17 protein-coding genes are annotated in these 18,115 nt (G+C 67.8%); 8 read left to right on the top strand and 9 right to left on the bottom strand.

All coding sequences use genetic code 11. The features are described from left to right. Positions 1–7: 7 nt before the first annotated feature. The 3 genes from LGY53_RS10070 to LGY53_RS10060 all read right to left on the bottom strand — a co-directional run bounded on the left by LGY53_RS10070 (position 8) and on the right by LGY53_RS10060 (position 4,386). Positions 8–1,456: an MFS transporter gene (locus LGY53_RS10070; RefSeq protein WP_225726391.1), complete on the bottom strand. Its 1,449-nt coding sequence runs from the start codon at positions 1,454–1,456 to the stop codon at positions 8–10. 279 nt (positions 1,457–1,735) lie between these two features. Beyond that, positions 1,736–2,977 carry a uroporphyrinogen-III C-methyltransferase gene (gene cobA, locus LGY53_RS10065; protein WP_225726390.1) on the bottom strand — a complete coding sequence of 414 codons (1,242 nt, stop codon included), beginning with the start codon at positions 2,975–2,977 and terminating at the stop codon, positions 1,736–1,738. 26 nt (positions 2,978–3,003) lie between these two features. Next, positions 3,004–4,386, bottom strand: coding sequence for a DoxX family protein (locus LGY53_RS10060; RefSeq protein ID WP_225726389.1), 1,383 nt, complete (start codon positions 4,384–4,386; stop codon positions 3,004–3,006). A 154-nt stretch (positions 4,387–4,540) separates the two neighbouring features. On the opposite strand from LGY53_RS10060, the gene LGY53_RS10055 reads away from it, so the two are divergent. From LGY53_RS10055 to LGY53_RS10045, 3 genes are read left to right on the top strand one after another with little or no spacing between them, the layout of a single operon-like run. After that, positions 4,541–5,518: a hypothetical protein gene (locus tag LGY53_RS10055; protein ID WP_225726388.1), complete on the top strand. Its 978-nt coding sequence runs from the start codon at positions 4,541–4,543 to the stop codon at positions 5,516–5,518. A gap of 55 nt (positions 5,519–5,573) precedes the next feature. Continuing rightward, entirely contained in the window at positions 5,574–6,020 is a 447-nt protein-coding gene (locus LGY53_RS10050; RefSeq protein ID WP_225726387.1) for a nucleoside deaminase, read from the top strand. 26 nt (positions 6,021–6,046) lie between these two features. Next, positions 6,047–7,006: an isopenicillin N synthase family oxygenase gene (locus LGY53_RS10045; RefSeq protein ID WP_225726386.1), complete on the top strand. Its 960-nt coding sequence runs from the start codon at positions 6,047–6,049 to the stop codon at positions 7,004–7,006. On the opposite strand, the gene LGY53_RS10040 is transcribed toward LGY53_RS10045, so the two are convergent. Beyond that, positions 7,007–8,347 (bottom strand): DoxX family protein, encoded by a 1,341-nt coding sequence (locus tag LGY53_RS10040; protein WP_225726385.1) that lies wholly within the window; start codon positions 8,345–8,347, stop codon positions 7,007–7,009. Between the two features lie 129 nt (positions 8,348–8,476). Continuing rightward, the gene (locus tag LGY53_RS10035) at positions 8,477–9,874 is read right to left on the bottom strand and encodes a DoxX family protein (protein WP_225726384.1); all 1,398 of its coding nucleotides are present in this window, start codon (positions 9,872–9,874) and stop codon (positions 8,477–8,479) included. A 341-nt stretch (positions 9,875–10,215) separates the two neighbouring features. On the opposite strand from LGY53_RS10035, the gene LGY53_RS10030 reads away from it, so the two are divergent. The 3 genes from LGY53_RS10030 to LGY53_RS10020 all read left to right on the top strand — a co-directional run bounded on the left by LGY53_RS10030 (position 10,216) and on the right by LGY53_RS10020 (position 13,568). After that, on the top strand, positions 10,216–11,346 hold the full coding sequence (locus tag LGY53_RS10030; RefSeq protein WP_225726383.1) for a phosphotransferase family protein: 1,131 nt from the start codon (positions 10,216–10,218) through the stop codon (positions 11,344–11,346). A gap of 2 nt (positions 11,347–11,348) precedes the next feature. After that, positions 11,349–12,446 (top strand): hypothetical protein, encoded by a 1,098-nt coding sequence (locus LGY53_RS10025; protein ID WP_225726382.1) that lies wholly within the window; start codon positions 11,349–11,351, stop codon positions 12,444–12,446. Between the two features lie 90 nt (positions 12,447–12,536). Beyond that, positions 12,537–13,568: a DUF2293 domain-containing protein gene (locus tag LGY53_RS10020; protein ID WP_225726381.1), complete on the top strand. Its 1,032-nt coding sequence runs from the start codon at positions 12,537–12,539 to the stop codon at positions 13,566–13,568. A gap of 32 nt (positions 13,569–13,600) precedes the next feature. On the opposite strand, the gene LGY53_RS10015 is transcribed toward LGY53_RS10020, so the two are convergent. Both LGY53_RS10015 and LGY53_RS10010 read right to left on the bottom strand, forming a co-directional pair. After that, positions 13,601–14,092 carry a PPOX class F420-dependent oxidoreductase gene (locus LGY53_RS10015; RefSeq protein ID WP_225726380.1) on the bottom strand — a complete coding sequence of 164 codons (492 nt, stop codon included), beginning with the start codon at positions 14,090–14,092 and terminating at the stop codon, positions 13,601–13,603. 150 nt (positions 14,093–14,242) lie between these two features. Further along, positions 14,243–14,629, bottom strand: a complete 387-nt coding sequence (locus LGY53_RS10010; RefSeq protein ID WP_225726379.1) for a nuclear transport factor 2 family protein — start codon at positions 14,627–14,629, stop codon at positions 14,243–14,245. Positions 14,630–14,751: 122 nt separating this feature from the next. On the opposite strand from LGY53_RS10010, the gene LGY53_RS10005 reads away from it, so the two are divergent. After that, a complete protein-coding gene (locus LGY53_RS10005) occupies positions 14,752–15,306 on the top strand; it encodes a hypothetical protein (RefSeq protein WP_225726378.1) in 555 nt (184 codons plus the stop codon). A 145-nt stretch (positions 15,307–15,451) separates the two neighbouring features. Then, positions 15,452–15,892, top strand: a complete 441-nt coding sequence (locus LGY53_RS10000) for a hypothetical protein (RefSeq protein ID WP_225726377.1) — start codon at positions 15,452–15,454, stop codon at positions 15,890–15,892. Positions 15,893–15,948: 56 nt separating this feature from the next. On the opposite strand, the gene LGY53_RS09995 is transcribed toward LGY53_RS10000, so the two are convergent. Further along, on the bottom strand, positions 15,949–16,389 hold the full coding sequence (locus LGY53_RS09995) for a cobalamin biosynthesis protein (protein WP_225726376.1): 441 nt from the start codon (positions 16,387–16,389) through the stop codon (positions 15,949–15,951). Positions 16,390–16,572: 183 nt separating this feature from the next. After that, positions 16,573–18,102, bottom strand: coding sequence for a cobyrinate a,c-diamide synthase (locus LGY53_RS09990; protein ID WP_225726375.1), 1,530 nt, complete (start codon positions 18,100–18,102; stop codon positions 16,573–16,575). Positions 18,103–18,115 lie beyond the last annotated feature (13 nt).

Below are 18,115 nucleotides of genomic sequence, written 5' to 3'. Positions count from 1 at the left end.
AACCGGCTCAGCCCTGCTGGGCCTCCTCCTGGGCGTGATGCGCCTCGGCCAGTTGGTCGGGGGTGTATCGCAGGGTGAGCACGATGAAGCCGAGGATGATCGCCGCCATCGCGCAGAACAGCAGGACCAGGGTGTAACCGTCGCCGAGCGCGGCGAGTTCGGTGGGGTCCAGCTCGCTCACCTTGCGGTCGGTATGGCCGCCGAGTGAGAGCGTGCGCGATGCGGCGACCGGCGTGAGGATGCCGATGGCCAGCGGGGTACCCAGATTCAACAGCATCTGCCCCACCGCCGAGAGCGGGCCGACCTCCGAGACCGGCACCCCGACGAGCAGGCACAGCGGCCCGATCACGATGACGAAACCGATACCGAATCCGATGGCGACCAAGAGCACCAGCAGGGTCGGATACCGCACGCTGCCGTCCAGCGTCGAACCGAACAGCAGTCCGCCGGTGATGATCGCGGCGGCCGACGCCAGAATCCAGCGCGGTTGAATCCACAGCGCCGCCTTGGTCGCGACGCCGGTGCCGATCCCGGCGCCGATGGTGAACGGCAGACAGGCGAGACCGGCCACCATCGGGCTGTATCCGATGACGTTCTGCAGGAACAACGCGACGAAGTAGGTCATCGCGCCGAGCACCCCGGATCCGAGGAACAGCGCGATGAAGGTCGCGACCCGGTCCCGGTTGTCGAACAGCGACCACGGCAACAGTGGACTGTCGACATACCGCTCGGCGATCACGAAGACGATCAGCAGCACCAACCCGCCGACCAGCGAACCGATGATGACGGGGCTGCGCCAGCCCAGTTCCGGTCCCTCGGTGGCGCCGAAGACGATCGCCGCGCAGGCGAGGGTGCCGAGCACCGCACCGGTCACATCGAGCGAAACCCGATGGTGGGCGGTATCCCTGAGTTTGAAGATCGCGCCGAGGATGATCAGCGCGCCGATCGGCACATTGATCCAGAAGATCCAGCGCCAGCCCACCTCGGTGAGCGCACCGCCGATCACCAGCCCGCCGACCGATCCGATACCCGCCATCGAACCGAAGATCGCGATGGCCTGATTGCGCGCGGGTCCCGGCGCGAATGTGCTGACCACCAACGCCATCGCGGTCGGCGCAGCGATCGCGGCGCCGGTGCCCTGCACCGCACGCGCGCCGATGAGCATCGCCTCGTTCTGCGCCAAACCGCAAGCCAGCGAGGCGAAGGTGAAGAGGGTGACGCCGAGGATCAGCATTCGCTTGCGCCCGAACGCATCCCCGAGCCTGCCGCCGAGCAGCAGCAACCCGGCGAAGGTCAGGCCGTACGCGGTGACCATCCAGGCGCTTCCGGAGCTGGACAGACCCATTTCCGCCTGTAGTCGGGGCAGCGCCAGGATGACGACGCTGCCGTCGAGCACCACCATCAGCTGCAGCCCGCTCAACACCAGAATGGCGAGCCCGAAGGCTCGCTGCTTCATCGGATGCTCCGGCTGCTCAACCGATTTCCGGAACGATGGGACAGCGAAGCCGACGGCGGGAATGGGAACCGTCGACAGGTTTTCCACGGTCCGGGGCGAATGCTCCACGGTGCGGGGCGAATGCTCCACCTTGCGGGGCGGGCGGATGGGGCGGGTCGACACAGTGAGCCACTGTAATTGATGACGCACATGGGTCGACGCCGTGACGCCGCGCCGACGGACCGTGCCGAACCGTGGTTCGGCACGCTGACCAGCGCTTCCCGGTGCATCGCCAAGAGGTTACCCGTCGGTCGGATTCGCGGAGAAGCCAGCGGTCGGACCGATCACCACGATGGCGGGCGGACGGATGCCCTCGGTGCGCACCCGCGCGGCGACGGTCGCCAGGTCCGCGCGCAACACCCGCTGGGTGCGCAGCGTGCCCTCCTGGATAACGGTGGCCGGGGTGTCGGCGGGTCGTCCGCCGTCGAGCAGCGCGGCGGCGAACTGTTCGATCCGCTCCACCGCCATCATCAACACCAGCGTGCCGCGCAGCCGGGCCAGCGCGGGCCAATCGACGAGCGAATCCGGATGATCCGGCGCGATATGCCCACTCACCACCACGAATTCGTGGGTGACGCCGCGATGGGTCACCGGGATGCCCGCCGCGGCGGGTACCCCGATGGGGCTGGTGATGCCGGGCACCACCGTCACCGGGACACCGGCCGCGACGCACGCCTCGACCTCCTCGTAGCCGCGCCCGAAGACGTACGGGTCGCCGCCCTTGAGCCGCACCACGAATTTGCCCGCCTTCGCGCCCTCGACGAGCGCGGTGTTGATCGCCTCCTGCGCCATGGCCCGGCCGTACGGGATCTTCGCCGCATCGATCACCTCGACGTCGGGGCCCAGTTCGGCGAGCAGTTCCGGCGGCGCGAGCCGGTCTGCCACAACGAGATTCGCCCTGGCCAGCAGTCTGCGGCCGCGCACGGTGATCAGGTCCGGATCGCCGGGACCGCCGCCGACCAGCGCGACGCCGGGGGCGACCGGCGTCGAATCGTCGCTCACCACACCGGATTGCAGCGCCTCCAGCAGCGCGTTGCGCACCGCGGCGGACCTGCGGTGCTGGCCGCCGGCCAGCACGCCGAGGGTCATGCCGTCGTACCGGGCCGTCGCCGGGGTGACGGCGGTGCCGAGCCGGGCGGTATCGGCGCGCACGCAGAAGATGCGGCGGCGGGTGGCCTCGGCGACGACGGCCGCGTTGGTGTCCGGCTCGTCGGTGCAGGCGATCGCGTACCAGGCGCCGTCGAGATCGCCGTCGGCGTAGGCGCGCAACGTCAGCGTCAGTTGACCGGAGGTGGCCATCCCCTCGACCGCGGGCGTCGCCTCGCGACTGATCACCTCGACGTCCGCGCCCGATGCGATCAGCAGGCCGAGCCTGCGCTGGGCGACGGTGCCGCCGCCGACCACGACAACGCGACGCCCGTTGAGATCGAGCCCGACCAGGTAGTTGGGGTCGCCGGTGGTGGGATCTGACGTATTCTGCACAGCTGACGAGATTACGGTCCCGCTGTTCAGCGCCGGTACGGCACGTCCTGAACCCAGTGGAATCCGCGCGCTACCAGGGGGTAGCGGTTCAGGTCCACCTGGTCGAGCGCCATGCGCACGGGGCGGCCGGAGATCTGCCCGTCCAGCACCAGTTTCCCGTCCTCGGGCCGCTCGTACCGGAAAGTGCCGATCTTGAAGATGCCGGTGACGTCGCCGGTGAAGGCCACAGTTTGCTTGTCGGGGTCGACGGTCGCGGGGAACCAGACCAGGGATTCGTCCATCCGCTGCACTGTCACCCCGTCGGCCGCGTCGAAGATGAGGCGGCGCAGGCGTTGCGGGCCGAGGCTGGCATCGCCGTACTCGTGCGGCGGCGAATTGTCGTCCACCAGCGCGGGCATATCCTGGCCCGCCATGGTGAATTCGGTGACATTCCAGATGCCGTACAGCGGCGAGCGCGCCTGCGCGCTGCCGTAGTGATGCCAGGCATCCCAGCTCTGATGGACCTGATCGCCGATCAGGAACAGGGCGAGCACCGTATAACCCACCGCGAAGATCCGCTTGCCGAGGCGACCGGTGAACAGCGGCGTCGCCGGCTCCGCAGGCACCGCGCGGCCGAGCAAAACCCTTGCGATACGGCCGATTTGGGGTGCGGCCAGCACCAGCGAGAGCAGCACCAGCTGACCCGAGTAGAGCTTCACCGGCACGTCGAAGCTCAGGTTCAGCAGGAATATCTGTAGCGTCGCGACGAAGGAGAGCAGCGCGCCGGCGGTGACCGTCCACGGCAGGAACAGCAGCGCCGCGGCCGCCAATTCCGCTACGCCCAAAGCGATCTCGTAGGGTTCCGAGGCGGCGGTCTGCGACCACAGCGCGCCCATCGGACTCATATCGCCGAACGGCTCGACCAACCGCTGCAACTCGAACACCATCTGCGACGGCATCACCTTCACCGTGCCGTACAGCACCAGCGCCAGCCCGAGCGCGAAACGCAGTGTCAGCCGGAACCATTCGTGTAGTCGCGGGTAGGCCGGCCGGCGCCGGTCCAGCACCGACCACACCGCGGCGACGACCGCCGCGACCACCAGCCAGGTGAACGCGGCGACCCAGAACACCTGCGTGTCACCGCTGCCGGTGCCGACATAGTTGATCTTCTCGATGCCGAAGAACGCGCTGCCGAACCAGTTCGTCAGCACGGGCAACTGCCACCAGTCCTGCACGTCGGCCACCGTGCGCAGCGGCACGTGCAACGCCTTCAGCAGGGCGATCGCCAACCATCCCGCGGCCAAACCGATTCCGAGATAGACGAATACGAACCGGAACAGCACCCGCGTCACCGGATGCCAAGTCCGCGTTGCGATTTCCGGCGTCTCCCGCATGTCTTCCCGAATCTCCTCGGCCACGGCCCGCGCCACGACTCCCACCCTTCATAAACACCCGGCAACCGCGTGGACCTTAGATGAGCCGACGGAAATCGGGGAACCCCGGAAAAATGGTGGCCCGATAGCCCCTCCCCCGGACTTCATGGGCAGATCATGGCCGTGTACTCGGCATTTCTATACTTCGCGAATGAATCGCTGGAGCGGTGCGGCATTGGCCGCGGTGGTAACGATCACGCTGACGCTCGCCGGTACGGCCATCGGCCCGAATGTGGCGCAAGCCGCACCGCCACCGTATGTGCCGACCGGACCACTCGAGGCGAAATACCTGCGACCCGGCCCGTTCGGCGTCATCGAGCGGATCGGCTTCGGCTGCTGCGATGCGACCGGCGCGAAATACGACATCTGGTATCCGGCCGAACTCGGCGACTCCCGCCATCCGATCATCTTGTGGGGCAACGGAACCAATGCGGTGACCACCCAATATGCCTACCTGCTGCGGCATTTGGCGTCGTGGGGATTCGTCGTCATCGGGACCGAGAACACGAATACCGGATCCGGGGCCGAGATCCGCGGCTCGCTCGATTTCCTGCTGCGCACCGCAGACGATCCGGCCGACCCACTGCACGACCGGCTCGACCGCGACGCCGTCGGCGCGATGGGGCATTCGCAGGGCGCGGCGGGCGTGCTGAACGCGCTGCGCGATGCGGGGGGCGCCATCAAAACCGCTGTGCCGGTGGAGGTTCCGGCGCAGCTGTGGTGCTCGTCGCCGATCCGGTGCGCCGATCCGCGCGCGCTGGGCGCCGGATCGGTATTCTTGGTGAACGGGTCGGCCGACGGCGTCATCTCGCCGTCGCGGCAAGGGATTGCGTGGCAGGCGATCGGATTGCAATCGAATCAGGCCTATTACGAAGCGATTCCGGCGTCGTCGCCGAAGGTGTGGGCGACGCTGAACGGGCCGAATCACAACGACGTACAGGGACAGCCCGATTGCGCGCAGGCCTCGAAGCCGTGCACCACCGGCGTGTACGGCTACCTGGGGTTCCCGACGGCCTGGTTCCTGGCCGAACTCGGCGGCGACGCCCAGGCGCGGGCGGCCTTCGCGCCGGGCGGCGAACTGTTCACGCCGTCACCGAACTGGAGCAACCAGGTGAGCACCGTGCGCTGACCCGCGATAGGGTCTGATCAGCTCGAATCGCCACCGGTACGAGGATGGTGAACCGATGGACAACACCGGCCTGCTGGATATCGCCTATGCGGAGGCGCTGCTCGGGCTCGCCGAGGGCGGCATACCGATCGGCGCGGCGCTGTTCGCCGCCGACGGGACGCTGCTCGGGCGCGGCCACAATCGACGGGTGCAATCCGGCGATCCCAGCGTGCACGCCGAAACCGATGCCTTCCGCGCCGCGGGCCGCCGCCGCGACTACCGCTCGACCATCATGGTCACCACGCTCTCGCCGTGCTGGTACTGCAGCGGCCTGGTGCGTCAGTTCGGGATCGGCGCCGTCCTCGTCGGCGAGGCGGAAACCTTTCACGGCGGTCACGATTGGCTCGCCGAACACGGCGTGCGGGTCACCGTGTTGAACGACCGGCGCTGCATCGATCTGATGAGCAAGTTCATCGCCGACCAACCGGCGCTGTGGTTCGAGGATATCGGCGTATCCGACTGAAATCCGCTGCGCGAGAGGAGCATTCGATGAATTCGATAGCCTCGATCGACCTGGACCGCTGGCGGGCGGGCGGATCCGGCGCCCGCGCCGAGGCGGACGCCGTCGACGCCGGGCTGCGGCAGGCCGGATTCCTGCTGGTGTACGGGCACGGCATCGCGCCGGCACTGCCCGCCGCCGTCCGCGCCGCCACCCGCCGATTCTTCGCGCTGCCGGACGCGGTGAAGCAGCGGTACGCGGTCACCGTCGGCGGGCGCGGCTGGATCGGCCCCGGCAAGGAGGCCAACGGCTACGCCGAGGGCACCGCGACGCCGCCGGATCTGAAGGAGACCTTCGCCGTCGGCGCCGATACCGCCACCGGCGACCGCGGTGTCGACGAGCTGTGGTTCCTGCCGAACGTCTGGCCCGACGAGGTGCCCGAACTGCGCGACCTGCTCACCGCGTACACGGCGGCCGTGCGTGCCCTGTCGGATGAGCTGCTCGCCCTGTGCGCGGCCGCACTTCGCCTGCCCGACAACCCTTTTCGTGACCTGGCCGCCCGGCCGACGTGGACCTGCAACGTGAACCACTATCCGCCGCTCACGGCGGTCGGCGCGCCCGAGCCCGGCCAGTTCCGCATCGGCCCGCACACCGATTTCGGCACCGTCACCGTGCTGGATCGCGAGCCGGGCGCGGGCGGATTGCAGATCTACACGGAGTCCGGCGGCTGGGCCGACGCACCGTACGATCCGGCCGCGCTCACCGTGAACATCGGTGACCTGCTTGCCTATTGGAGCGGCCACCGCTGGCTGTCCGGACGGCACCGGGTGCTGCCGCCGCAGACGCACGCACCCGACGAGGATCTGGTGTCGCTGATCTACTTCTACGAATTGGATCACGACGCGGTCGTCACCCCGCTGGATCCGCCGCTCGGCCGGGTGCGCGGGCTGCCGCCGGTGATCTCCGCGGAGTTCCTGCGCACCAGGCTGGACGCGATCACCATCGGGTGATCACCGGAAGTAGGGATACTCCTGCCGCCAGTGGAATCCGCGGGCGCGCAGCGGAAAGCTGTTCGGATCGATCCGCCGCAGGCTCATCGTCACCCGGTGCCCCTGCGACTCGCCGTCGAGCCGCAGGAGATCGGGCATCGGGCGCTCGAAAGTGAAGTGCGCCAATGGCGTAGGCGCCGCACCCGGTTGCTGCGGGAACATCGCCATAGCTATGCGGTTGGCGTCGACGACGGCCAGCACCGGAACGCCGCTCGAATCCATCCGCTGGATCGTCGCGTTCTGCTTATCGAAAATGACTCGCTGCCAACGGTTCTCATCCGTCGTCAGGGGCGGCGCCGGGGTGCCGTCGACGACGAATTCGGTGACGTCCCAGATTCCGTACAGCGCGGGTTCCGGAGCGCCGGGACCGCTGTCCCACCGCTGCAGACCCAGCAGGATGCCGGAGGTCAACAGCCAGATCCCCAGCGCCGCCTGCAGCAGCACCGCGATCCGATTGCCGCGCACGCTCGACAGCGGCGGGCGGGTGGGAGCCGGACCTGGCGTCCGGTTCAACACCAGTACGTCGAACAACCTGCGCGCATGCGGCGCGAGCAGAATCAGGCAGAGCAGCACCAGATGTCCGGAGATGATCTTCGCCGACACGTCGTATGTCATATCGATGACGAAAACCTGGGTGCTGCATACCAATCCGAGCATGGCGCCGACCAGCGCGGTCCTCGGCAGGAAGAGCAGCAGACCAGCCGTCAATTCCGCGGTGCCCAAGAGGATTTCGTACGGCTGCGAAACGCCGATCTGATTCCACAGCACGGCCATCGGGCTGAACTGACCGTACGGCTGGACCAATCGGGCCAGCGGCGGTGGCGGCATCTGCGTCGGGATCACCTTGGCCAGCCCGTACGCCAGGAACTGACCGGCCAGACAGAGGCGCAGAAACAGCAGCAGCCACGTATGCGCGCGGATATACGCGCCGCGCCGCCGGTCCAGCGCCGTCCATCCGATCGTGCCCACCAGTGCGACGCTCAGTATGAGCAACAGCAGCACCCAGAAGTAGGTCTGGTCACCGCTGATCGAATCCTCGTGCGCGACAACGTCGATACCGAATACCTGCGAACCGATCCAGGAAATGACCGGCTTCAGCAGCAGAGCCTGCGTGTACGACGCCGAGGTCGGGAACAGTTTGCCGAGCCGGCCGAGGAATTCGAAGATCAGGTCGGGATAGATCAGACAGAAAAGCCCGAAATACAGGAAGGTGAACCGGAACGCGATGCGTGTTACCGGATTCCAGTGCGCGGTCGGTACATCCGCTTGCGGTGGCCGATCCGTTCCTTCGGTGGATGCCATATCGGCCACACTCATCGACGCCCTCGCTCTCGACCCCGTCCCGTTCCCGGGACAGTACTCGATCCAGGGCGTCACCCCGCACCGGCCGCGCTCCGGTGCGGGTGCGCATAAGGCATGCGGGACAGGCGATCACGGGTGCGGCGCGTCCTGCACCCAGTGGAACTTGGTCCGGTTCAGCGGAAACGCATCCGAATCGAGCCGCTTCAGCTCGATCGTCACCGGGCGGCCGCCGAGTTCGCCGCGCAGGCTCAGCCGTTCCGCATCGGGCCGATCGTAGGTGAATTTCGCCAACTGGACCGGTGGCGCGTCCCCGGCCGGTGAGAGGCCGGACAGTGCGACCGAATGGGCCTCGGGGTCGACCTGCGCCGCGACGGGCACGAAGGTGTCGTCCATCCGCTGATATGTGGTCTGGGATTGGTCGAACACCAGCCGCCGCCACCGTATTTCATCGGTGATCAGCGGTGGCACCGGATGGCCGTCCGCGACGAATTCGGTGACGTCCCAAATGCCGTACAACGGCGGTTTCGGCGCGTCGAACCCCTCCTTCGACCAGGCATCCAGTGAGAACTGCAAGCAGCCGAACAGCACCCAGGCGGCCAGCGCCACCTGAACGGCGGCGGCGATCCGCTTGGCGCGCCGCGCCCGGAACGGCGACGGTTGCGTGGCGGGTTCGGTCGGACGTTCCAGCACAAGGAAATTCGCCAGCCGGCGCGCCTGCGGGACCAGCACCACCAGCGAAAGCAGCAGCAGGTGGAACGACAGGATCTTGACCGGCACATCGAAGGTCATGTTGAAGATCCACACCAGCGACATGCTCACCAAGCTGAGCAGCGCACCAGCGGTCGCGGTGCGCGGGATGAAAACCAGCAGCCCGGCGGTGACTTCCGCCGCGCCCAAAAGGATCTGGTAAACCGGCGAGGAGCCGACCTGATTCCACAGCACCGTGAACATCCCCTGCTGGCCGTACGGCGTCAGCTGGGTGAGCAGCGAGGGGTAGGGCATCTGCAGCGGGAACAGTTTGGCGAAGCCGTAGAACAGCAGCTGCCCGCCCAAACACATCCGCATAACGAGCACGAACCAGGTCCACAGCCGGGTGTATTCGGCCCGGCGCCGGTCCAGAACCCACCAGGTGACCGTGATCACCGCCGCAGCGACGAGGAGCAGGAATACCATCACCCAGATCAGCGTCTGGTCACCGCTGCCGTTCATCACCAGGTCCGCGTGCGTACCGAACACGTTGCGGCCCACCCACCTCAGCAGCGGTCGCAGCTCGAGCATCTGCCACGCGACCGCGTCGTCGGGCAGCAACTCGGCCGCGACACCGACGAACACCCAAATGATCTGCGCGAAAGTCAGGCAGAACAGCGCGAAGTAGGCGAAGCAGAAGCGGAATGCGATCCGCGTCAACGGATTCCACCTCGCGGGCGCCTCCGGTGAGCTGTCCGGGCGGTCGACGCTTTCCGCCTCGTCACTCGCCTGAGAGCCTTGGCGCTGCGGTGCCGATGGTTCGCTCATAAGCTCGCTCACGGCCGACACCTCATCATCCGCGAGACCCACATCGTTCGGGCGAAATAGTCGAAGCACACGAAATCAAGCTTCCGACGAGCCGCCGAGCGGCGAATCGGCCGAAGGTTTGAAATCGTCCTACCCGTGTGGTCGTAGTGTTAGTACCCCCCTCGGTACTAGGGTGCTAGTTCGAGTTTTGACCGCTGGGGGCTCGGGCCGCCCGCCCGGTAACGCCGTCATCATCGTTTGATGATCGACTGTTGTTGCGAGACATCGCGATAGCACAATGCCCCGATTCATCTGCGGAGCAAACTAGAACGCGTTACAGTCACGGCAGGGCTAACGTGCCAGAAGGAGATGTAATGGCCGACGATTCCGACCCGTCACAGCGGCGGCAACTCACCACGAGCGACCGCGATCTCGACATTCTCGCCGACGATCTGGCCCGCTGGCTCGACTCGCGGGTCTCGGCCGACCATCCGCCGAAGATCTCGGCGCTGTCCCGGCCGCAGTCCGGCGGGATGTCGAGTTCGTCGGTGCTGTTCGACGCCGAATGGAGCGTGGACGGGCGGCCCGAGCGCGGCTCCTTCGTCGCCAGGATGGCACCGGAGGCGGACGACTTCCCGGTCTTCGAAACCTACGATCTGGCAAGACAATACAGGGTGATGGCCGGGGTCGCCGAGGCCTGCGACGTGCCGATGCCGGAACTGTGCTGGCTGGAGACCGACGAAAATCCGCTCGGCACACCGTTTCTGGTGATGCGGCGGGTGGACGGCCGGGTGCCCGCCGACAATCCGCCCTACGTCTTCTTCGGCTGGCTGTTCGACGCGACACCCGAGGAACGGGCCCGGCTCACCGCCGAGACCGTCGCGGTGCTCGCGAAGATCCACGCGATACCCGATCCGGCGGCCCGCTTCCCGATGCTCGCGGGCCCCGGCCAGGCGCTGCGCAGACATGTCGAGGCGCAGCGCGCCTGGTACCGGTGGGCGCTGGCCGCCGACGGCTATCGAATCCCGTTGATAGAGCGGACATTCGACTGGCTGGACGCGCACTGGCCCGCCGATCCGGGGCCGGACGTGCTGAGCTGGGGCGATTCCCGGCCCGGCAATATCATCTACCGTGACTTCGAGCCCGCCGCGATCCTGGACTGGGAGATGGCCGCGCTCGGCCCGCGCGAACTCGATATCGCCTGGCTCATCTTCATTCACCGCTTCTTCCAGGACATCGCGACCCGCTTCGACCAGCCGGGCCTGCCCGACTTCCTGCGCCGCGCCGATGTCGTCGCGAAATACGAAGAGCTGACCGGATATACGGTGCGCGACCTGGACTGGTACCTGGTGTACGCGGCGCTGCGGCACGCCATCGTGATGGCCAGGGTCAAGCGCAGGATGATCCATTTCGGCGAGGACACCGACGTACCCGACCGCGACGACTATGTGATGCACCGGGCGAGCCTGGAGGCACTGCTCGACGGAACCTACGAATGGGACTGAATATGCCTGCGCCACTTGACGAATACCCGATCCACCAGACACCGCTGACTATGGCCCGGGTGGCCTCCAGCGACCGGAACTTCTACGACCGCAGCTATTTCAACGCGCACGACCGCGACGGCGGCGCCTTTCTCATCACCGGGCTCGGGGTGTATCCGAACCTCGGCGTCACCGACGCGTACGCGACGGTCCGGCGCGGCGACGTCCAGCGTTCGGTGCGGTTCTCCGACGCGCTCGGCGACCGCTCGCTCGAACAGCGGGTGGGCGGGTACCGGATCGAGGTCATCGAAGCCCTGCAACGGATTCGGGTGATCTGCGAACACGAGGATCTGTCCTTCGACCTCACCTGGACCGGGGCCTTCCCCGCCGTTCAGGAGCAGCCGCATCTCATCCTGGCGGGCAACCGGCCCATCATCGATGCCAGCCGCTTCGCCCAAGTCGGTTCCTGGACGGGAACTTTGACCGTGGACGGTGCGGATTTCACCGTCGACCCCGCGGTATGGACCGGGACGCGAGACCGATCGTGGGGCATCCGCCCGGTCGGCGAGGGCGAACCGGCGGGCCGCGCGGCGAGCGAGGGGTCCGGCGGCTTCTGGTGGCTCTACACCCCGCTGCGCTTCGAGGAATTCGCGATCATCGTCATCGTGCAGGAGGAGCCGGACGGCAGGCGCACGCTCAACGACGCGACCAGGATATGGCCCGACGGCCGCACCGAACAGCTCGGCTGGCCCCGCGTGCACATCAAATACCGTTCCGGCACAAGGATTCCCACCGGCGCGCGGCTGGAACTCAGTACCCCCGACGGCAAACCGCTCGAGGTGGAGATCACCGCGGGCACCGGCGTCCCGCTGCACATCGGCTGCGGCTACGGCGGCGATCCGGACTGGCAGCACGGCCAATGGAAGGGCCGCGACTGGACCTCCAGCACCCGCTACGACCTCACCGACCCGGCCATCGCCGCCCGAATCCCCTACGGCGTCATCGATCACGTCGCCAGCGCCCGCTGCGGCTCGGCCGAGGGCTGGGGCCTCTTCGAACACGCCACCCTCGGCCGCCACGACCCCACCGGCTTCGCCGACTGGGGTTCGGTCGCACCCTGAATTACCTGCGCGAGTTGGCAACCCGGCTGTTCGCGGCGCTCGGTTGAGCCCCGGCGCGGGGTCGTCGGCTCGGTGCTCTAGGTTCGGGGTATGTCCAAGCTTCGGCGGCGGGTGGCCGCGGCCGCGGAGGCGGCGCTGGCTCAACGGAAGTATGTTTGCGCGATCGATGTGTTCACCGGGATTCGGTGGCTGCACTCCAGCGATGTCGACCGGTGGCGGCAGGGGCGGGTGGAGTCGCTGGAGCGGGTGGCCGCGGTGGACGGGCGCAAGCTGCGCGACGCCGCCGACCTGCTCGGCGACTGGGCGCGCGAACAAGGGCTGACGCCGAGCGAAACGGCCTACCTGTCCGGCGGGCGCGATCGGTTGGCGCTGAAATTCCTTGATGGTCAGGATGATTCGGTATTCCGGATCCACTGGCTGTCGCCCGAGCTGAGCCCGGCCCGGCGCAAGCAGCTGATCGAGCGGCAGAACAAGGCGCCCGATCTGGTCGTCATCGCCGCGGTCGAGCCGTGGACCTGCACCGAATGCTCCGAAACCGGCGCGTACCTGATCACCTCGACCGCCGGGCCGCTCTGCCTGACCTGCGCCGACCTCGACCACCTCGAATTCCTGCCCGCCGGTGACGCGGCACTGAGCCGCCGGGCCAAGAAGGAGAGCACCCTCGCGGCGATCGTCGTCCAGTTCAACCGGCGGCGGCGCAGGCATGAGCGGCTCGGCATCCTCGTCGAGGAACAGGCGCTGGCCAGGGCCGAGGAACTGTGCCTCGCCGATGAGGAGGCGCGGCTGCGCCGCCGGGAACGCGACCGGGTGCGCCGCGCCGAACAGGATGTCGAATTCGCCGGGCAGATGGCGGCCGAGATCCGGCGGCTGTTCCCGCGCTGCCCCGCCGACCGCGCCGCCCGGATCGCCGAACACGCGGCGCTGCGCGGCAGTGGGCGGGTCGGCCGCAGCGCCGCCGCGAAAGTACTTGCGGCAGAGGCGGTTACCCTCGCGGTGATCGCCTCGGTGCGCCATCTCGACACCGAATACGACCGGCTGCTGATGCAGGGTGTACCGCGGATGGACGCGCGCGCCGCCATCCGCGCCGACCTCGATCGCGTACTGGATTCCTGGCGCGACTGATTGGTACCGAGTCGGCAAACGATCGAATCCGCTTACGCCGGTGTGAATTCGAGGTAGGCGAGCGGCATGTCGAGCTGTTCGCTCGCGCGTTCCAGACCGCGCTCCACCATCCGCATCGACGCACTCCAATTCGCCGCGATCACCGCGTCGGCCGTCGCGACCTCGGCGTCGGGCAGCAGGCGGCCGAGGGCGGCGACGGGCTCACCTTTCGGCTTGCCGCGAAAGTCGCACGGCACCAACACCGCCCGCGAATCGGCGCGCAGGCGACGGACCTTCGCCGAACCCAGCTCGGTCCGCATGTAGATCTTCCCGTCGGCGATACCGAAATTCATCGGCGAGGGCATCGCCGCGCCCGACCGCCGGAAGGTGATCAACAGGCACTGCCGCGTCCATCCGAACCCGGCGAAATCCCGGCCGGTGGGCGGATAATCCGCGACATCGAAAGCCCGGCGGTTCCGGATCAGATCGGTCAAACGGTATGTCGCCCTGGCGATTCGCACGCTCCGGCGTTCCTGTTGCGCCACAACCTCTCCCGATCCGGCGGACAACCTACGACGACCGTAGCGACGGCCGACCGGCCCGCGCATCCGCCCGGGGTAGGAATCGTCACCGGTTACGGCACGAGCTCGACATCGCTGATGGATAGGCGACGTGGGAATATGACCGAATCTCGTTCACCCGCGGGCCGCCTCGGCTCGGATCCGCTCGAACTGCTCACCCATCCGCGCGGCCAGCGCCTGTGCGGCCGACAGCGGCCGGACCATGACCATGAAGTCGTCGATCCTGCCGTCCGCGTCGAAGTGCAGGAAGTCGCAGCCGGTCAACTGCTTGCCATCGACCGTCGCCTCGAATACGAAGGCGTGGTCGCGCCCGTCGGCGATCTCCCGTACGTAGCGGAAATCCTCGAATACGTCGATGACGGCGCGCAGGATGGCCGCGGTGATCGCCTTGCCCGGGTACGGCTTGAACGCCACGGGACTGGTGAAGACCACCTCGTCGGCCAGCAACGCCTCGATCGCGGCATGGTCGCGGGCCTCGACGGCCGCTCGGAAGGGATGCATATCCGGCCTTTCCTGCTCAATTCGTCGACTGCTATTCGATCAACATATCCGCACACAACGTGTTACCCGCCCAGGGAATTGCCGGGAGCGGGTGGTGGCGTTTCGCGATTACAGTCCAGATCGTGGTGCACAGCAAGGAGAAGCCGACATCGTTTCGAGCGTCGTCCCGCATCCATGTATTCATGGTTGTCATGGGTGTGGTGGGGATCACCGCGCTCGTCCTGCTCCAGGTGAGCATGCCCGGTCCGCCGGTGCCGGTGTTCGGCATCGCCATGGGTGTGCTCCTGGTGCTGGTCAGCTTGTCCTATCTTCTCGACCGTTCGCCCGATGTGCTGGTCGATGACGACGCGGTGACGGTTCGGCCGTTCGGTCGAATTCCTTGGGAAGCGATAGCGCGGGTGCATCTGGTCAGGGTGGGGGCACCCGCCGACCGGACGCGGTATCTGGCGATCGAGTTGGCCGGACGCACGCCGAAGCTCGACGAAAGGCGTTGGCCCCGAATGATTTATGGCCCGATCAACAGGTTGACGACGGGCCATCGTATTTGCGTGTCGGAAGGCTTGCTGCGCCCGGTGTCGCTGGACGACATCGTGTCCGAACTACAGCGCCGACGCCCGGATCTGGTCATCATCAGATCCGAACGGGGCTGGCTTCGCTGGATCCTCTGGTTCCTCTAGCTCGTCGATCATCCGCGCGCCGTCTGGCGTGTCGGTCGGCCGCACCCGCGCGGCGTCCCCGGTGTGACCTGGGTCTCGGGTAGCCTGCCCTGGATCGAAGCCGGGCCGTCGGCGGTCCGGTCGGCACAGCGAAAGGCGGGCACTTTTGAGCGGATTCACGTTTTCGCGCGGCGCGGCCGGTGCCGTGCTGGCGGCGGCATGTCTGGGAGCTCCGATCGCATCGGCGCCGCAGGCCGCGGCGGCGACCGCACCGCGGATCTCCGTCGCCATGGCCGGGTCGGCGCTCGGCGCGGCCGGTACCGCATCGGTCGGCTGCGCGCAGACCGTTGTCGCGACATTGCAGCGGTCCGACGGTTCCCCCGTCAACAACGGCAAGATCGACTTCTTCAGCCACCTCGCCGGGATCAGCGGCAATTTCGTCGGCACCGCGCCGGTGTCGGGCGGCACCGCGCACATGGTGTGGGCGCCCGATATCGCGGGCAGCCACGTCATCAGCGCCATCTACTACGACGGCGACCCGGATATGCAGCAAGCCGTCGGATCAATCGTCATCAACGCGCTGAACCTCGGCGGTATGTGCCTGTAGCGCAACGTTATCCGGCGGGCCGGGTCGCGGTTTCCAGCGACCCGGCCCGCCGACGCTCAATCACCGGGATCCAGCCGGATGCGGCGCGCCGTCGCCACCGTGACACCGTCGACGACACGTTTGGCGGTCAGCAGCGGACCACCGCCCGCCAGTAGCGCGGCGGCCTCCGCGACACTTCCGGTGCCGACGGCCGACCCCACCCGCTCGGACGGATTGGGCACCGGGACAGCCGCCAGCTCCGCCGCGCTGTATCCCAGTACCGGAACACCGAAATGCGCTGCCGCATCGCATAATCCGGGCTCCGTCACCCGCCGGTCGATCGTCGCGAGTATGACGACCACACCGTCCCCGACCGCTTCCCGGACGGCAGCGATGATGTGTTCGGTGGAGACGCCCACCCGGAACCCCAAACCCACCACGAGCTCGATTCCCCTGGAGCGCACGAGATCCGCCGCGTCTCGGGGAGACCGACCCGATCCGCGATCAACGTTCGTCATCGCATTACCGGATCGCGTCGAGTCACCGATCCGCTGATCGTCGAGTTCTCGGTGGCCGACGCCGGGCGATGGCAAGACGAACGATTGCCGACGAGATCCGGCCCGCTCAGCGGCCGACGCCGGGCGACGGCGAGACGAACGCTGCCGGTGACCATTCGGCGGCCGAACGAGCGACGACTCGGGTCAGGCATCGGCGCGGGTGGCATCGTAGGTGGCGGCCGCGACAACGAAACGCAGTGTCGCCTCCGGATTTCCGGCCGGATGGGTGTGCAGATAAGAGGCGTGCACCCGATGCACGAGCGCGCCCTCGCGGATGCGTTCGGAGCCCGAATGCCAGCCCCACGCCTGGGCATCCGCGCCGACGTCGATCAGCCGGGTGCGGTGGAATTCGTGGCCGCGCACCCGCTCACCGGCCCGCCAGAGCGGAGAATCGGCCAGCGCGACGGCCTCTCGGTAGCCGAGGGTGAGCCGGGGACCGAATTCGGCCGTGGCGTCGACGATTCCGGCCATGGGATGGCCGTCCAGGGTTCTGGTCAGATAGAGCAGCCCCGCACACTCGGCATGTACGGGCAGACCGCGCCGGGCCTGCTCCGCCACTTGGGTGAGCAGGCGAGTGTTCGCGGAGAGCTCGGCCGCGTGTTCCTCGGGGAATCCACCGGGCAGCACCAAACCCGCCGTATCACTGGGTAATTCGTCGCGCAACGGATCGAAGGCGACGACCCGCGCACCCGCAGCGACCAGTAGTTCGCGATGCTCCGCGTAGCCGAAGGTGAAGGCGCGCCCGCCCGCCATCGCAATAGTCGGCGCGAATTCCGCTGCAGGTCCCGCTATTCCGGCCATCGCCCGATCACCGTGGCCGGATTCGGCGTTCAGGTCGGTCGTGCTGAATTCCGCGCCATCGCGCCGAATGACAGTCGAGCTGGATCCGGCCGAATAGCCACGCCGCGTGCCCGTGCGCTCTCCGAGGGCGTGCACCTCCGATTCCGGATCCCAGGTCTGCCCTTCGGCGGAGGCTCCGGCCATGGCGGCGATCGAAGCCAGATCCACATGCGCCGCAACGAGTTCCGTCATCGCATCGACGGCGGCGGTCGCGGCGGTACCGTGCTCGACGGCCGGGATGAGCCCGAGATGCCTTGACGGAACCTCCAATTCGCTCATCCGCGGCAGCGAGCCGAGCACCGGCAGTCCGACGCGGTCGCAGGCGGCCCGCAGCACCTGTTCGTGGCGCTCGCTGCCTACCCGGTTCAGGATCACCCCGCCGAGCCGGACGGAACTGTCGAAGGTCGCGAACCCGTGCAGCAGCGCCGCCAGGCTCTGGCTGTGCCCGCGCGCGTCGACCACCAATACGACGGGCGCGCCGAGCAGCCCGGCGACCTGTGCCGTCGACCCCTCGGCCACCGGACCAGCCACGTTGTCGTCGATGCGCCCGTCGAACAGGCCCATCACGCCCTCGACGACGGCGATATCGCAGCCGTGCGCCCCGTGCCGGTACAGTGGAACCACCCGCTCGGCGCCGACCAGCACCGGATCGAGATTGCGTCCGGGACGCCCGGCCGCGAGACCGTGGTAGCCGGGATCTATGTAGTCCGGCCCCACCTTGAACGGCGCGACCCGGTGTCCGGCCCGCCGCAGCGCCCCGATCAAGCCGGTCGCCACGGTGGTCTTCCCGCTGCCGGACGCGGGCGCGGCGATCACGACCGCCGGAACCGTCACGGCCGCAACCTCG

The sequence above is a fragment of the Nocardia sp. JCM 34519.1 genome (genome assembly GCF_020361265.1).
In the GTDB taxonomy this organism is placed as follows: Bacteria; Actinomycetota; Actinomycetes; order Mycobacteriales; family Mycobacteriaceae; genus Nocardia; species Nocardia arthritidis_A.
The sequence above is the reverse complement of the archived record's forward strand: the minus strand, read 5'-3'. Positions and strand labels throughout refer to the sequence as shown.

Coding starts and splice junctions, on each gene's coding strand:
- LGY53_RS10040 (WP_225726385.1), bottom strand. CDS start 8,347: ATGGCATCCACCGAAGGAACGGATCGGCCACCGCAAGCGGATGTACCG.
- LGY53_RS10010 (WP_225726379.1), bottom strand. CDS start 14,629: ATGCATCCCTTCCGAGCGGCCGTCGAGGCCCGCGACCATGCCGCGATC.
- LGY53_RS10025 (WP_225726382.1), top strand. CDS start 11,349: ATGCCTGCGCCACTTGACGAATACCCGATCCACCAGACACCGCTGACT.
- LGY53_RS10045 (WP_225726386.1), top strand. CDS start 6,047: ATGAATTCGATAGCCTCGATCGACCTGGACCGCTGGCGGGCGGGCGGA.
- LGY53_RS10070 (WP_225726391.1), bottom strand. CDS start 1,456: ATGAAGCAGCGAGCCTTCGGGCTCGCCATTCTGGTGTTGAGCGGGCTG.
- LGY53_RS09995 (WP_225726376.1), bottom strand. CDS start 16,389: ATGACGAACGTTGATCGCGGATCGGGTCGGTCTCCCCGAGACGCGGCG.
- LGY53_RS10020 (WP_225726381.1), top strand. CDS start 12,537: ATGTCCAAGCTTCGGCGGCGGGTGGCCGCGGCCGCGGAGGCGGCGCTG.
- LGY53_RS10055 (WP_225726388.1), top strand. CDS start 4,541: ATGAATCGCTGGAGCGGTGCGGCATTGGCCGCGGTGGTAACGATCACG.
- LGY53_RS10050 (WP_225726387.1), top strand. CDS start 5,574: ATGGACAACACCGGCCTGCTGGATATCGCCTATGCGGAGGCGCTGCTC.
- LGY53_RS10030 (WP_225726383.1), top strand. CDS start 10,216: ATGGCCGACGATTCCGACCCGTCACAGCGGCGGCAACTCACCACGAGC.